The sequence below is a fragment of the Streptomyces sp. NPDC002730 genome, assembly GCF_042888805.1.
Lineage (GTDB): Bacteria > Actinomycetota > Actinomycetes > Streptomycetales > Streptomycetaceae > Streptomyces.
Genome location: NZ_JBIAQG010000012.1, coordinates 211,600 through 225,282 on the forward strand (window position 1 = coordinate 211,600; position 13,683 = coordinate 225,282).

The 13,683-nt window shown below is 71.4% G+C and carries 15 protein-coding genes; 4 read left to right on the forward strand and 11 right to left on the reverse strand.

Annotated features, from left to right (window positions below; genetic code table 11):
• The first annotated feature begins 60 nt into the window (after positions 1 to 60).
• Positions 61 to 1,122: a phosphatidylinositol-specific phospholipase C domain-containing protein gene (locus tag ACFYXH_RS29310; protein WP_389569011.1), complete on the forward strand. Its 1,062-nt coding sequence runs from the start codon at positions 61 to 63 to the stop codon at positions 1,120 to 1,122.
• Positions 1,123 to 1,437: 315 nt separating this feature from the next.
• A complete protein-coding gene (locus ACFYXH_RS29315) occupies positions 1,438 to 2,247 on the forward strand; it encodes a helix-turn-helix domain-containing protein (protein WP_389569014.1) in 810 nt (269 codons plus the stop codon).
• Here ACFYXH_RS29315 and ACFYXH_RS29320 read toward each other — a convergent pair.
• The 9 genes from ACFYXH_RS29320 to ACFYXH_RS29360 form a co-directional block, all read right to left on the reverse strand.
• Complete coding sequence (locus tag ACFYXH_RS29320) at positions 2,237 to 2,656, reverse strand: hypothetical protein (protein WP_389569016.1); 420 nt, start codon at positions 2,654 to 2,656, stop codon at positions 2,237 to 2,239. The genes ACFYXH_RS29315 and ACFYXH_RS29320 overlap by 11 nt on opposite strands.
• A gap of 177 nt (positions 2,657 to 2,833) precedes the next feature.
• Entirely contained in the window at positions 2,834 to 3,652 is an 819-nt protein-coding gene (locus tag ACFYXH_RS29325; RefSeq protein WP_389569019.1) for an aminoglycoside N(3)-acetyltransferase, read from the reverse strand.
• A gap of 244 nt (positions 3,653 to 3,896) precedes the next feature.
• Positions 3,897 to 4,355, reverse strand: a complete 459-nt coding sequence (locus ACFYXH_RS29330; RefSeq protein WP_389569021.1) for a hypothetical protein — start codon at positions 4,353 to 4,355, stop codon at positions 3,897 to 3,899.
• A gap of 2 nt (positions 4,356 to 4,357) precedes the next feature.
• Complete coding sequence (locus ACFYXH_RS29335) at positions 4,358 to 4,828, reverse strand: MarR family winged helix-turn-helix transcriptional regulator (RefSeq protein WP_389569024.1); 471 nt, start codon at positions 4,826 to 4,828, stop codon at positions 4,358 to 4,360.
• A gap of 124 nt (positions 4,829 to 4,952) precedes the next feature.
• The gene (locus tag ACFYXH_RS29340; protein ID WP_389569025.1) at positions 4,953 to 5,117 is read right to left on the reverse strand and encodes a hypothetical protein; all 165 of its coding nucleotides are present in this window, start codon (positions 5,115 to 5,117) and stop codon (positions 4,953 to 4,955) included.
• Positions 5,118 to 5,173: 56 nt separating this feature from the next.
• Positions 5,174 to 5,524: a hypothetical protein gene (locus ACFYXH_RS29345; protein WP_389569028.1), complete on the reverse strand. Its 351-nt coding sequence runs from the start codon at positions 5,522 to 5,524 to the stop codon at positions 5,174 to 5,176.
• 92 nt (positions 5,525 to 5,616) lie between these two features.
• On the reverse strand, positions 5,617 to 6,669 hold the full coding sequence (locus ACFYXH_RS29350) for a zinc-dependent alcohol dehydrogenase family protein (RefSeq protein WP_389569319.1): 1,053 nt from the start codon (positions 6,667 to 6,669) through the stop codon (positions 5,617 to 5,619).
• Between the two features lie 137 nt (positions 6,670 to 6,806).
• Positions 6,807 to 8,885 carry a phage holin family protein gene (locus ACFYXH_RS29355; protein ID WP_389569030.1) on the reverse strand — a complete coding sequence of 693 codons (2,079 nt, stop codon included), beginning with the start codon at positions 8,883 to 8,885 and terminating at the stop codon, positions 6,807 to 6,809.
• Between the two features lie 113 nt (positions 8,886 to 8,998).
• Positions 8,999 to 9,403 carry a hypothetical protein gene (locus ACFYXH_RS29360; RefSeq protein ID WP_389569033.1) on the reverse strand — a complete coding sequence of 135 codons (405 nt, stop codon included), beginning with the start codon at positions 9,401 to 9,403 and terminating at the stop codon, positions 8,999 to 9,001.
• Positions 9,404 to 9,552: 149 nt separating this feature from the next.
• Between ACFYXH_RS29360 and ACFYXH_RS29365 the strand changes: the two genes are divergently transcribed.
• Entirely contained in the window at positions 9,553 to 10,335 is a 783-nt protein-coding gene (locus tag ACFYXH_RS29365; RefSeq protein WP_389569036.1) for an MBL fold metallo-hydrolase, read from the forward strand.
• On the forward strand, positions 10,332 to 11,102 hold the full coding sequence (locus ACFYXH_RS29370) for a DedA family protein (RefSeq protein ID WP_389569038.1): 771 nt from the start codon (positions 10,332 to 10,334) through the stop codon (positions 11,100 to 11,102). Before ACFYXH_RS29365 ends, ACFYXH_RS29370 begins: the two co-directional genes overlap by 4 nt.
• On the opposite strand, the gene ACFYXH_RS29375 is transcribed toward ACFYXH_RS29370, so the two are convergent.
• Both ACFYXH_RS29375 and ACFYXH_RS29380 read right to left on the reverse strand, forming a co-directional pair.
• Positions 11,082 to 12,278: an MBL fold metallo-hydrolase gene (locus ACFYXH_RS29375; RefSeq protein ID WP_389569040.1), complete on the reverse strand. Its 1,197-nt coding sequence runs from the start codon at positions 12,276 to 12,278 to the stop codon at positions 11,082 to 11,084. The two genes, ACFYXH_RS29370 and ACFYXH_RS29375, sit on opposite strands and share 21 nt — an antisense overlap.
• Positions 12,279 to 12,290: 12 nt before the next feature.
• Entirely contained in the window at positions 12,291 to 13,508 is a 1,218-nt protein-coding gene (locus ACFYXH_RS29380; RefSeq protein WP_389569043.1) for an aminotransferase class I/II-fold pyridoxal phosphate-dependent enzyme, read from the reverse strand.
• Between the last annotated feature and the right edge of the window lie 175 nt (positions 13,509 to 13,683).

Below are 13,683 nucleotides of genomic sequence, written 5' to 3' on the forward strand. Positions count from 1 at the left end.
TCCCATAGCCTTCCGTCGATTTGATCGAACCGATGCAATCGACCTGAAGGCAGGGAACCCATGGGGAAGCTCTCACGCGCGGCCGCCACGACCACAGTCGCGGCCGGGCTGCTCGCCGTCGCACTCGCCCCGGCGGAGGCGTCCACGCCCCGGTCGGCGGACCCGGGGCAGCTGCCCTACTCCTCCGCCACCTGGGTCGGCGTGCACAACGCGTACGAGAAGGCGAAGTACCCGTACTTCGCGGATGCGCTCGACTCCGGCGCCGGGATGCTCGAACTCGATGTGTGGACCAATGTGTTCGGCAGATCGTGGCGGGTTTCGCACAGCAATCCCATAGGCAACAACAACAACTGCGTGAACGCGGCGACCGCGGCGGAGCTGCGCACCAAGGCCAGGAACCAGGACCTCGGCGGCTGTCTCGCGGACATGAAGGCGTGGCACAACGCCCACCCCGGCCATCGTCCGATTCTGATCAAGATCGAGATGAAGGACGGCTTCCAGAACAACAACGGCCGCGGCCCCGCGGCGCTCGACGCGCTGCTCTCCGCGCGGCTCGGTGACGCCCTGTTCCGCCCGGCCGACCTGGCGGGCGGCCGCCCTGAGCTCGACACGGCGGTACGGACGGACGGCTGGCCCGCCCGCTCGGCGCTCGCCGGCAAGTTCGTCATCGAGCTCATCCCGGGCACGGTCGAGGAGGGCAACCCCGCCGACTCGCTGTGGACCGACCGCGAGTACGCCAGCCATCTGCGGGATCTCGCGGCTGCGGGCCGGCTGCGCGAGGCGGCCGCGTTCCCGGCGGTCCACGGCGCGGCCGCCGGCGACCCCCGCACCCGGTACGCCGACGCCGGCATCCGCCCCTGGTTCGTCCTCTTCGACGGGGACGCCGGTACGTATGCGGGCGGCTCGGTCGACACCGCCTGGTACGACCGGAACCACTACCTGGTCGTCATGACGTCCGCGCACAGTGTGGCGCCCGCGATCGACGGCACGAATCCGACCGAGACGCAGGCCCGGGACCGCGTCGGGCTGCTGGCGGGCCGCCATGCGAGCGTGGTCTCGGCCGACTGGTATCCGCTGCCGTCGGTGCTCGCCACGGTGGTTCCGCGGGGCGGCGGCCAGTAACCGGGGGTTACACACATCACAGCAGATGGGGGCGGTGCGACGGAACAGCCAGTGATGGTTTACCGTTCATCTACATGTGGGTGTGGATGGGACAGTGTCCCCGGGCCTCACCTTTTGCTCGCAGGGACGATCGTTCGGCTGAAGCCCTGTGAAGCGTTTCGCCGAGAGGCGACCGCCATGCACACCCACCCCTGAGCTGCCCCGGCCGGAGACCCCCGCTCCGGCTGGGGCTTCTGCTTGCGCGAGCGGGCCCGCCGGCCGCGAGGCGCATGACCGAGGCCGCACCACGCGGACAGGCCGTATTACGGTCTGGGTATGACAACTGTCGCGCCCAGCTCTGGAGTAGGCCCGCTGCTGCGCGGCTGGCGCGAGCGGCGCCGGGTCAGCCAGCTGGAGCTGGCCCTGCGCGCCGACTCCTCGGCCCGCCACATCAGCTTCATCGAGACGGGCCGCTCCCGCCCGAGCGAGGACATGATCCTGCGCCTCGCGGAGCACCTCGAGGTCCCCGTACGGGAGCGCAATGCGCTGCTACTGGCGGCCGGTTACGCGCCGCGGTACGCCGAGACGGCCCTCGACGATCCGGCGATGGGGTCACTGCGCGAGGGCATGGAGCGGCTGCTGCACGGCTACGAGCCGTATCCGGCCGTCGTCGTCGACGGCACGTACACCGTGGTCGCCGCGAACCGCGGTATCGCGATGCTGCTGGAGGGCCTGCCGGAGCACCTGCTGACGCCGCCTCTCAACGCCATGCGGATCACGCTGCACCCCGAGGGACTGGCCCCGCGGATCCGCAATCTGCGGGAGTGGCGCGGTCATCTGCTGGCCCAGATGGAACGCCAGATCGCCCTGGCCCGCTCCGAGCCGTTGCGCAAGTTGTACGACGAGGTCGCCGCGTATCCGCTCCCGGAGACCGGCGGCAGCCTCGGCGACGTGGCGGACCCGGCGCCGCACTCGCACTTCGCACTTCCGCTGCAGATCGAGCACGAGGGCCGGGTGCTGTCCTTCGTGTCGTCCATCTCCACCTTCAACACGCCGATGGATGTGACCGTCGCCGAGCTCGCCATCGAGACGTTCCTCCCGGCCGACCCGGCGACGGTCAAGTACCTGCAGTCGCTCACGCCGTAGTGGTGGCGCGCAGCGCGGACCACTGGAGCGCGGCGAAACCGGCGACGGTGATCGCCTGCATGGGTATCCAGACGGCACCGGCGGTGGTCGGCTCGAACCAGAGCGCGAGGGCCGCGACGCCGAGTACGGCCCACAGCAGATTGGCGTCGATGACGAACATCACGGGCAACCGCGGCGGCTGCCGGCGCGAAGCGAGAGAGCCGACGCCCGCGGCGAACACAGTGAGGAAGACGCCCAGTTCGAGGAGGAGGGCGGATTCGACGCCGAGCAGCCGGCCGAGGGGCCCTGAGGCCGCGACGTAGGCCAGTCCGTTGACACCGGTGACGACGGCGTCGAGAGCAAGAAACCGGCGCAGCATCGCCTGCGGCTCGGTGGTGCGGGAGATACCGGCGAGCAGAGTGGCGGACATGGCGGATCAGCCTCCATCGAGGTCGTACGGGCCGGTCGGGGGCCCGGAGCTCGGACGGAGTGCGCCGCCCGAGTTCCGGTACCGCAAGACTGCCGGGCAGCGCGGGGGCGGTCGATTACGTGCGAGGTAATGCCCCGGTGCGGGCGGCGCCCTCGGGAGGCGTGCTCAGGCGTCGTTTCAGGCGATGGGCCGGTGGCCAGGAATCCACGTCTTGGCGTAGTCGACGGCGTCGACGAACTGCACGAGTCTGCATGTGGCCGCGCCCACGCTGCTACTGCGCACGGCACCGGGGATCTCCGCGCGTTCGAACTGTTCTCCCAGTACGCCAAAGTCGCTGTCGTCCAAGGCGACATCGTCGTAAGCCCACCACTGACGTTGGCCGTCCACGCGGATCACACACCGGTAGGTGCGACGCGGGGGAGAACTGACGCGGTACTCACCGAGATGGAAGGCGGTGCACCGGTCAAATCCAACGCCCATCAGCAGGATTCCCGCCCTCATTTCGTACAGCCGGGCGAGAGGCGAATCCTCTCCCAGATGGCAGTCGGGGCGGTGATCGGCGATGACGTCCTCAGCCTTGGGCCCCAGCGCGGCAAATGAGGTTTGTGGGTGTGCACTGCGCAAGGAGTCCGGGTGCCGTCGGACTGTCTCGGCAAGGATCCCCATTCCTGTTGACGGTGTACTCGCCGGATCGAAGGGCGGCAGGCTGTCCCGCACAGCCGCCCGGGCTTCTTCGCCAAGTCCACGGACGCGTTCCAAGTGAGCGCTCGACGAATCCGAGTTGTCGGATGTGAACGTCGGAACCACAACCGTGCCGTCAGGCCCGAGCACGCGGCGCAGCGAGCGGAGAACCATGGCCGGACCACCGTTCACTCTTCCGACGGCGCTCAGGGCTGCGTGGACCATCACGGTGCCGCCGCGCTGGATCCCCAGTTCATTCAGCTGATGTGCCAGCTGGGACTCAGAGACTTGGGTGCTGGTAGAGGTTGTGGGCAACGCTCCTCATTCCCGCCGCTCCGGTACCGCGTGGGGCGGCTGCTGGTCGATGCTGACACGCAGTGTTGATCCTGTGGCTGCACAGTGAGGCCCCGCCCCCAGCCAACCGCCGCTGCCGCTGCCGCTGCCGGTCCAGCATGCGACTGGCCGTATCCGCTGCCAAGGGCGCGCGCTGGTGCGGCGGGGCTCAGATCGGGCGCGCGCTCCTGGTTTCCTGACCGGGTGCGTTGCCGGCGAGCGGGGGTCAGGCCGACGGAGGCCGGGCGCCGTCCAGTTCGGCGTTGGCCCGGGCGGTGACCGCGGTCAGTACGCGGCTCGCCGCCGCCAGGTCTTCGGCCGGGAGGCCGCCGTACAGCCGCTCGGTGATCCCGGCGGTGGCGGTGCTGATCCGGTCCTGCAGTGCCCGGCCCGCGTCCGTGAGCCGGATACGGGACTCCTCGCCCGGCAGCGTCTCCACCAGCTTCGAGGCCGTCAGGTCGGCGATCGCCGCCAGCGCCGTCGATTCGTCGATCTTCAAGGTGCTTGTCATCCGGAGGACGAGCCGGTCGCGGTCCATGGCCGCGCCGCTGTCCGCGGTGGCGTTGAGCGCCACCACCTGGTGGAACGTGGCGCCGGTGCCGGCCACCAGGCGCTCCAGGACGGCCCGGGTGGCGTAGTGGGCCTGGCCTATGACCTGGCCGTTGAGGGTCGGGGCGGTGGACATGGCTACTCCTCGGTGGGGAAGTCGAGTGGTGTGTCGAGCAGGATCGCGAGTTCGCGGGAGAAGACTTCGGCACGCCGGCCGTCCAGCCCGCCCAGGGGCGCCATGAGTTGGTCGAGGAGCTGGTGGACGACGGTGATGGCGCGTCGGGTGACCTCGCGCCCATGGGGGGTGAGCGACAGCCGGACCGCCCGAGTGTCGGCGGGGTCCGGGGCGCGCTCGATGAGGCCGACGGCCTCCAGGGCGCGGGCCAGCTTGGAGACGTAGAGCGCTTCGAGGCCGGTGTGGTCGGCGAGTTGGCGCTGACTGGGCCGCAGCCCGGACCGCTGCATGCCGAGCAGTGACGCCAGCAGTGAGTACTGCGCATGCGTCAGACCCAGCGGCGCGACGGCCCGGTCGACAGCCACCCGCCATTTCATCGACAGGCGCCAGACCAGGAAGCCGGGCGTCGGGCTTTCGGATGCAGCATCGCTCATAGGTAATACAGTACATAGATACTATGTACATGGCTACTATTTTTACGCCTCCAGAGCCAACAGGTCGGCCGCCGATCCCACTCGGCAGCCGACCTGTTGACGTGTGGGCTCGTGGGCAGAGGCGTCAGACAGCGCCGTCGGCGTCGGCCGACGGGCGGCCGGCGTCGAACGGGTCCTCGGGATCGTCGGGCTCGGTCTTGGCGGAGCGTCCGTGCTCCTCCGGTTCGGTGGAGCGAGCGGCTTCGGCGCGGAGCATGGCGTTGAGTGCTGCGAAGGGGTCGATGGGCATGGCTGTGCACCTCACGGTGTGCTGTGGCTGATGGGGGCTCGGCGAAGACCGGGCTCTCAGCAGCGCAGGACCACACAGCGCGCGGTGCGCGGAGGAAGCGGCGGTTCCGTCGACCGGCATGTGCGGGGACGGTACGGGGCGGGGCCGACGGTCCCAGGACGCTGCCGGAGCCGGGTCTCCGGCGCGGCCGGCGGCGCCGGGCGGAAGGCCCGGCGGCCCGGCGCCGACTGTTCCGTGTCGGCCTCGTCCTGGTGGCTCTCTCCCACGGGCTCGGCAGGTGCCGAGGCCACGATCTCCATGGCCCCGGCCGGAGCGGCGGAGGACTGGATCACGCTCAGCAGGGCCAGGAACAGCACCAGCAGCAGGGCGGCACGGCGGGACGCGGCAACGGGCGTGGGCTGCTGCATGAGGCACGACCTCCTGGACATGCCTCCACTTCCCAGGAACCGCCCCGTTCTTCCCCGGCAGGGGCGAGATCCGCTCTACCGGGGTACGCGTATTACGCCGAATTCACGGAGGCGTGCGGTGTGATCACCGTGACGCCCGTTCCGGACGCGCCGCCCAGAGCAACGACCGCCGCCGGTGCCTCGTCGAGGCCGATCTCCGTCGTCACCAGCAGATCCGGTCGCAGTGCGCCGGAAGCAACCATCGCCATCATCTCCGGGTAGGCATGCGCGGCCATTCCATGGCTGCCGAGGATCTCCAGCTCCAGCGGAACGACCCGGTCCATCGGCATGTGTACGCCGTCGGGCAGGAGTCCGACCTGCACATGCCGGCCCTGGCGGCGCAGGCTCTGTACAGAGTTCACGCAGGTCACCGGCGCGCCCAGGGCGTCGAGCGAGAGATGGGCGCCGCCGCCGGTCGCCTCGTGGACCGCATCGGCGACGCTACCGGTCAGGGTGGAGGCGTCCACGCACACGGTCGCGCCGAACGTCCTGGCCAGCTCCAGCGCGCCGGGCGAGACATCGACGGCGACGACTCCGGCCCCGCACGCCGCGGCGATCATCACCGCGGACAGGCCCACTCCGCCGCAGCCGTGCACCGCCACCCACTCCCCCGGCCGCACCCTGCCCTGTCCGACCACGGCGCGGAAGGCGGTGGCGAACCGGCAGCCCAGGCTCGCGGCCGTGACGAACGACATCGTCTCGGGAAGGGCCACCAGGTTGGTGTCGGCGTGGTGCACCGGGACGTACTCGGCGAAGGAACCCCAGTGGGTGAATCCGGGCTGCTCCTGGCGCTCGCACACCTGCTGGGCGCCGCGCGCGCAGGCGGCGCATCGGCCGCAGGCGCAGATGAAGGGCACCGTGACCCGGTCGCCGGGCCGCCAGTTGACGACGTCCGCGGCGACCGACTCGATCACGCCGGCCAGTTCATGACCGGGTACGTGCGGGAGGGTGACGTCGGAGTCGTGGCCCATCCAGCCGTGCCAGTCGCTGCGGCAGAGACCCGTCGCCTCGACCCGGATGACCGCGCCGTCGTGGGGCGGTTCGGGGTCGGGAACCTCCCGTACCTCGAGCGGCTTGCCGAACTCTTCGAACACCACAGCACGCAACAGGTACTCCCTGGTCAGCCGGATCATCCGTCGCCTCAACGTATCCGGGATACCTGGCCCCACGGAAGGAAAACCCCTGGTCCTCCTGGCCCCGGGTCCTCCTGCTCCCTGGACCTCCTGACCCTCCCGCCCCCGGCTCAGGCTGCTCGGTCCGGCGGGGAAGCCTCAGCAGCACCGATCGGCACCTGCGGCCCCGCGCACTCGCGCAGCCAGCGCCTCAGCACCCGGTGCACCTGTTCCGCGCCGACCAGTTCCGCGCCGTCCGCGACAGGCGCCGACAGATCGACCGGCGACAGCAGGAAGGGCTGGGACTGTTCACCGCCGAGCCCGCCGTGCGAGCCGATCTGCTCCTCGAAGGCGTGCACCGTGCCCGCCTCCGGGTCGTGCATCGAGTTGACCATGATGTCGGCGACATGCGGGAAGGAGTCGCTGCGGCGTACGGCGTCGGCCGCGCCCCTGCCGAAGACGGCCAGCGGACCGCTGTCCGCCAGCTCGGAGACCGGCACCTCCACACCGCCGGGGCCGAGCACCACCGAGCCGTGCTCCTCGCTGCGTACCAGCAGGAAACCGATGCCGGGATGGTTGGCGAGCGTACTGAGCAGTGCGGGATGGCGGTGCTCGATCTGCTCGCGGCTGAGGCGTTCCGCCGTATCGGGGAAGGAAATCAGCGCGAGATTCCCGGAGGCCAGCACGATCGGATCCGGGCCGGGCGCCGGATGTTCGTCGGATTCCTCCGCCACCCGCCGGTGGAGCGCGCTGCGCAGGGCGTCGCCGGCGGCGTCGCGCGCCTCAGCGCCGCGCTTGGAGCGTTCCGCCCGACGCGAGACCGGCAGTCCGCAACCGGCCCGCACAAGGTCCTTGAGGGAGAGTCCGTACGCGCCCTCGAAGGTCTCCCCCGGGCTATGGCCGTGGTCGGACAGCAGCACGATCCGATAGCCGCGCGGCGTGTGTTCGGCAACCTTGGCGATCATCGCGAGCGAACGGTCGAGGCGCTCGAGCACCATCGAAGCGTCCCGGCTGTGCGGTCCTGAGTGGTGTGCCACTTCGTCGTAGGCGACGAGGTCGGCGTAGACGGCGTTACGTCCGGCGAGCATGTCCCCTATCACCGCGGCCACCACCACATCCCTCTCGACAACGGTCGCGAACGCCCGGATGAGGGGGTAGAGCCCGCCCCGTTTGATTCGCGGCCGGTCGCCGCGCAGCCGCGCCCGCGTCGACTGGCCGATCTCACGGGCGACTTCGGCGACGAAGGACATAGCAGTACGGACGGCGTTGGCGGGATCGGAGAAGTATGCGAAGTAGCCGGCCCGGGAGCGGGTGGCCCGGCCGCGCCTGGCGGCCACCGACAGAACGAGGGCGACCTGTTGGGCTCCGCCGCTGAAGAGATTGCCGCGGCTGGCGCCGTCGACGGTGAGCAGCCCCCCTTCGCCGGTGCGCTGGATGGCGCGGCGCTGCAGTTCGGCGGCGCTCGCGGGCCGGTTGCTGACCATGACCCGGCCGCTGTCCTTCTCGTACCAGCGGAAGGCTGGCACATCGTGGTTGGAACCGTGCAGGATGCCGAGCTGGCTGGCGCCGGTCTGGCTGGACCAGTCGGTGCGCCAGGGCGTGAGCCGGTGGCTCTCGTCCATCCAGCCGGCGACGGTCGGCATCACACCGTCCTTGGCCGCGCACCGCAGCACCTCGTGTCCGACGCCGTCGAGCTGCAGGAAAACCGTGCCGGGGGTACCCGCGCGGCCACCGTCCTCGCCGCGCCTTCGCCGACGGCGGTCGGCGAGCCGGGAGAGCCTGCGGCGGTAGGCGTCGTCGTCCCGGACGGCGAGCGCGGTGGAGGTCGCCGATGCGACGGCGGACATCACCGCGGCGACGACCACGGCAGTATCCAGGTCGGCCGCGCCGCGTCCGTCGGGGATCAGCCAGAGGGCGATCAGCAGCAGTGAACCGTTGAGGAAGAAGACCAACAGGCCGAGTACCAGGGCGGATACGAGCAGCAGCGCCCGTACGACGACCGGCCAGACCAGCGCGGTCAGCAGACCGAAGGCCCCCGCGCCCCAGGCGGCGGTGACCGCGGTCCTGGTGATGCTGTCACCGTCGTCGGACTGGAGCTGGAAGTCGGGCAGCAGCCCGGCGAGCGCGAGCATCGTCAGCGTGGACACCGCCCACACCACGATCACGCGCAGCAGGGCCCTGCCCGCCGTACGCCATCGCCCTTCGACCACGCCGCCTTCACCTCACCCGTGGAGCAGATCTCCAGCGTGGCACAGCGGCGCACGCGATCCGATGGAGCGCCGCCGGGCCGTGGGCAGGGCGGTCGGGTGGGCGGGAGCCGCGGTCAGCAGCCGTCGTAACCGGCCGTCGGCATCGAGAGCCTGCGGTGGACATTGGCCTTCATCGCCGCGTCGTAGGCGGGCTCGTCCAGGCCCGCGGTCTCCAGCCGTACGCCCCTGCGCCCGCATTCGGCGAAGAAGTCGGGCACGGACGTCAACGCCCTCGACAGCACACGCTCGTTGGGGGCGACGAAGAGGTCCACCTGACCCGCCTCGACGTCGGACCAGAGTCCACTGTGGTCGGGCCGCAGACCGTAGAAGAGCAGGTGACGGGTGACGACATAGCCCTTGTCGGCCGCCCAGCGGGCGCACATCGCGTGCTGACTGCGGGTATCGACCAGGAAAGGGTCGCGGTCCAGCTCCTCGAGAGGGGTCAGGCTGGCGATCGCCGCCACTCGTACGCCGTCCATGGCCGTCCCCCTGTGCTCGCTGTCCCGCCGACCCTACTCCGATCGCCCCCGCCCGAGGAGGCGCGCACCGGCGCGCTCAGCCCGCGGGACATCTAGGCTCGTACGGGAGCGGGGAGCGGGAGCAGGGAGCGGGAACGAGGAGGCGCTGCGTGCCGGTGGAGGTCACCTGGTGGGGTCATGCCACCTGCACGATCGAGGACTCCGGGGTCCGGGTGCTGACCGACCCGCTGTTCGTGCGACGGCTCGCGCATCTGCGCCGAAGGCGCGGTGAGCTGCCACCGGCCGAGGCCGCGGTCGCCGAGGCGGTCCTCGTCTCCCATCTGCACGCCGACCATCTCCATCTGCCGTCGCTCGCTCGACTCGCGCCCGGTACCCGGCTGCTGCTGCCGAGCGGTGCGCGCCGCTCCGTGCCCGGGCTGAAGCGGCTGGCGAGCGCGGCCGGGCTACGGGTCACGGAGGTGGCGCCCGGCGACGAGGTGAGCGTCGACGAGCTGCGGGTGCGGGCCGTGCCCGCGCTGCACGACGGGCGGCGGCTGCCGCTGGGGCCGCACCGTTCGCCCGCGCTCGGCTATGTGATCAGCGGTGAGACGCGTACGTACTTCGCCGGGGACACCGGGCTCTTCGACTCGATGGCCGAGGAGGTCGGCCCGGTCGATGTGGCGCTGCTGCCGGTCGGCGGCTGGGGGCCGTATCTCGGGCATGGGCATCTGGACGCGGCCCGGGCCGCGCAGGCGCTCGCCGAGCTCGCACCGCGCGCGGCCGTGCCGGTGCACTTCGGCACCTACTGGCCGATCGGGATGGACGGGATCCGGCCTCATGAGTTCTACGCGCCGGGCGAGGAGTTCGTACGGAGGGCGGCGCGGCTGGCTCCGCAGGTGGCGGTGCATCTGCTGGGGCACGGCGAGCGGGTCAGACCGGAGGCCGCCCGGTGAGCTCGGAGTTGTCGCGAACCCTCGGGCAGCTCTCGGAGGTGGTGGGGAGACTGCCACCGGAGTCGACACAGCAGGCAGTCGGCTATCCGTCGCTGTTTCTGCTGGTGGCGCTGGGTGCGCTGGTGCCGGTGGTGCCGACGGGAGCGGTGGTGAGTTCGGCCACGGTGGTGGCCTTCCATCAGACGACTCCGCTTTCGCTGCTGTTCGTCTTCCTGGTGGCGTCGTCCGCCGCGTTCCTCGGGGATGTCGGGCTGTACTGGCTCGGGCAGCGCGGGACCCGGTCCAGGAACGGTTCGCGCTGGCTGGCGGCGCTGCGCGACCGCGCCGCGCCCGACCGTATCGAGCAGGCGCGGCGCAAGCTGGACGAGCACGGGGTGATGGTGCTGGTGCTCTCCCGGCTGGTGCCCGCAGGGCGGATACCGGTGATGCTGGCGTGTCTGCTCAGCGGGATGCCGCTGCGCCGCTTCGTGCGCGGGGACATCCCTGCGTGTCTTGCCTGGGCGGCGACGTATCAGCTGATCGGGATCCTGGGCGGTTCGCTCTTCGACGAGCCGTGGAAGGGCGTGGTCGTCGCGGTGGCGCTGACGGTGGCGATCAGCGGGGCGCCGGCGCTCTGGCGCTGGGTGCGGCGGGCGCCGCGGTCCGGCTCGTCCGATTCACCGGGCCCATCCGATTCACCAGGCCACGATTCACCAGGCCACGATTCACCAGGCCAGGATTCACCCGGCCCATCCGATTCACCCGGCTCATCCGGTCAGCACGCGTGAGCCGCCGACCGGCAGGTCCCACAGTTGTCCGCGCGGGCGGCCGGTGCGTTCCCAAGCGGCACGCACTCGGGTGAGCGGCTCAAGAACCGGCTCCGCGGAGAGCACGAACGTCGCCCAGTGCATCGGTGCCATGTTCCGCGCGCCGAGGTCCTCGAACGCGCGCACGGCCTCCTCCGGATCGGTGTGTACGTCACTCAGCCACCAGCGCGGGTCGTAGGCGCCGATCGGCAGCAGCGCCAGATCGAGGTCCGGGTGACGGAGGCCGATCTCCTTGAACCAGTGGCCGTAGCCGGTGTCGCCCGCGAAGTACACCGACTGGCCGTGCTGGTCCGCCAGCACCCAGCCGCCCCACAGGGAGCGGCAGGTGTCGGTGAGGGTGCGCTTGGACCAGTGGTGGGCCGGTACGAAGTCGAAGCGGACACCTTTGAACTCAGCGCCCTCCCACCAGTCGAGTTCCGTCACCCGGGTGAAGCGGCGGCGCCGGAACCAGCGTCCGAGGCCGGCCGGGACGAAGAGCGGGGTGCGGCGCGGAAGTCTTTTCAGGGTGGGGGCGTCCAGATGGTCGAAGTGGTTGTGGCTGATGACCACGGCGTCGACGGGCGGCACATCCTCCCAGCGCACCCCGATGGGGGTGATCCGGACCGGAGTGCCGAGGATCCGGCGCGACCAGACGGGGTCGGTGAGCACGGTGAGCCCGCCGATGCTCAGCACCCAACTGGCGTGTCCCGCCCAGGTGACGGCGACGGTCGCGGTGTCCACTGCGGGCAGCGGTTCCGGCGCGAACGGCAGCAGCGGAATGTCCTGGAGCCCGTCGGGGCCGGGGCGTACGGCGCCCTCCCTGGCGAGCCGGGCCATGGCGCGTACGCCGGGGAGCGGAGCGGTGAGGCGATCGGCGAAGGATCGGGGCCAGTGGCGGATCTCGCCGAGGGGGCGGGTGAGGGGGCGGGGCCGTACACCTCCGGCGGTGCCATGGGAGGGGCGCGGGGCTGCGGTGCGTCCCGCCGCACCCGGCGCTCCCGCCACGCCCGCCGCTTCTTCTGTACCCGCAGCTTCTTCTGTACCCGCCGTACCCGCCGTACCCGCCGTACCCGCCGTACCCGCCGCTCCCGCTTGCCCTGCGTGCCCTGTCTGGCCTGCCTGTCCCGAGTGCTCCGCCTGCTCCGTCTGTTCCGTCATCCGGGGCTCCGTTCAACGCAGTTCGTCGAAGGCCGTTCCAAAAATCCTCAACGCCTCGGCCATATGCGGCAATTCCAGAGGTGCCGGAGAGGTGAGAGATTCCAGGCGCTGCTCGGGAGTCGCTCCCAGCAACGGCCCGGTGGCCAGCCGTACGCGCAGCGCGCCCAGCTCGTCGCCGAACCGGTGGCCGCCGGGCACGGGGGTCCCGAGGCGGTCGGTCAGATACTCCTCGAGCTCCATGGAGTCGCTCACGCCACGTTCGGCGAGACGGGCGCGCAGCGGTCCGAGGTCGGCATACAGATGGCGGCCCGCCTGCGGCGGTCGGGCCAGCGCGCCGGCGGCGAGCACCGCGTGGTGCGCCGCGGCCGCCACGCGCGCGTGCAGCTCGGCGGCCTGATCCGTCCTGGCCGTGACCGGTCCGGGCTCGCCGAGTGCGTGGGCGGCGGCGGCCGCGACGGGTGCCGACACCACCGCGCCGAGGGCGGTGAGGATGTCGAGCGTCCTCGCGCGGCGGACGGTCCCTCGCTCGGTGGACGGGAATCGGGCGACGGCGACCGGCCAGGAGGCGGGAGTGAGCGCGCCGGCCAGATCGCTGATGACGGTCACGTGCTCGGGGAACATCTCGGCCGGGCTGAGCAGCACCGTCTCCTGCGGCCGGTGCAACGTGTCCCGCCAGGTCTCGTCGCTGATGATGTGCAGCCCCTCGCCGACCGCGGCCTCACAGGCCTCGCTCACGGTCTCGGGCGGCGCGACGGTCGCGGTGGGGTCGTCGACGACGGAGAGCAGCAGCAGCCGGGGCACACCGCCCTCGGCGCGCACTCTGCGTACCGTCTCGAGGAGCGCGAACGGATCCGGCACACCACCGCACTCCGCCGGGGTCGGCACATGGTAGGCGGGCCGCCCCAGCAGCCGCGCCTGCGGAGTCCACCAGGCGGGGCACGGACGGGGCATCAGCACATCTCCGCCGTACGCACCGATCAGCGCGAACAGCAGCGGCTGCGGGCCGGACGCGGCGGCCACCTCGTCGGGCCGGCTGCGCAGACCACGCCGCCACCAGTAGCCGCAGGCCGCCTCGCGCAGCTCGAAACCGCCGCCGGGCGGCTCACCGTGGGCACGGCCCGCGGCCGACGCGAGCACGGTGGCGAGCTCGGGCAGCACGGGCAGTCCCGGCTCGGGCGCGGGCGGACCGTAACGGACGGGGCCGCGGCCTTCCGGAGCGGTCCGCTGCATGCCGTCACCTCCGCTGCTCGGATCCCGGAACCTCCGCCCGGCCCACGAGCCCTTTATACGGAGGTTTGGGTGAGCCCGCCGCGCGGGAGCAGCGGGGTTCGCGACCGGCGGGCGGGGAGACAGCCCCTTCTCCCCCGGCCCGGGCGCTGCTGCGGCCGAAGGCCCCCGTTTGGTC

Excerpts from the sequence above, each read along its gene's own strand:
- ACFYXH_RS29380 (WP_389569043.1), bottom strand. The coding sequence starts at position 13,508 with ATGCAGCGGACCGCTCCGGAAGGCCGCGGCCCCGTCCGTTACGGTCCG.
- ACFYXH_RS29315 (WP_389569014.1), top strand. The coding sequence starts at position 1,438 with ATGACAACTGTCGCGCCCAGCTCTGGAGTAGGCCCGCTGCTGCGCGGC.
- ACFYXH_RS29335 (WP_389569024.1), bottom strand. The coding sequence starts at position 4,828 with ATGAGCGATGCTGCATCCGAAAGCCCGACGCCCGGCTTCCTGGTCTGG.
- ACFYXH_RS29330 (WP_389569021.1), bottom strand. The coding sequence starts at position 4,355 with ATGTCCACCGCCCCGACCCTCAACGGCCAGGTCATAGGCCAGGCCCAC.
- ACFYXH_RS29320 (WP_389569016.1), bottom strand. The coding sequence starts at position 2,656 with ATGTCCGCCACTCTGCTCGCCGGTATCTCCCGCACCACCGAGCCGCAG.
- ACFYXH_RS29345 (WP_389569028.1), bottom strand. The coding sequence starts at position 5,524 with ATGCAGCAGCCCACGCCCGTTGCCGCGTCCCGCCGTGCCGCCCTGCTG.
- ACFYXH_RS29340 (WP_389569025.1), bottom strand. The coding sequence starts at position 5,117 with ATGCCCATCGACCCCTTCGCAGCACTCAACGCCATGCTCCGCGCCGAA.
- ACFYXH_RS29375 (WP_389569040.1), bottom strand. The coding sequence starts at position 12,278 with ATGACGGAACAGACGGAGCAGGCGGAGCACTCGGGACAGGCAGGCCAG.
- ACFYXH_RS29360 (WP_389569033.1), bottom strand. The coding sequence starts at position 9,403 with ATGGACGGCGTACGAGTGGCGGCGATCGCCAGCCTGACCCCTCTCGAG.
- ACFYXH_RS29310 (WP_389569011.1), top strand. The coding sequence starts at position 61 with ATGGGGAAGCTCTCACGCGCGGCCGCCACGACCACAGTCGCGGCCGGG.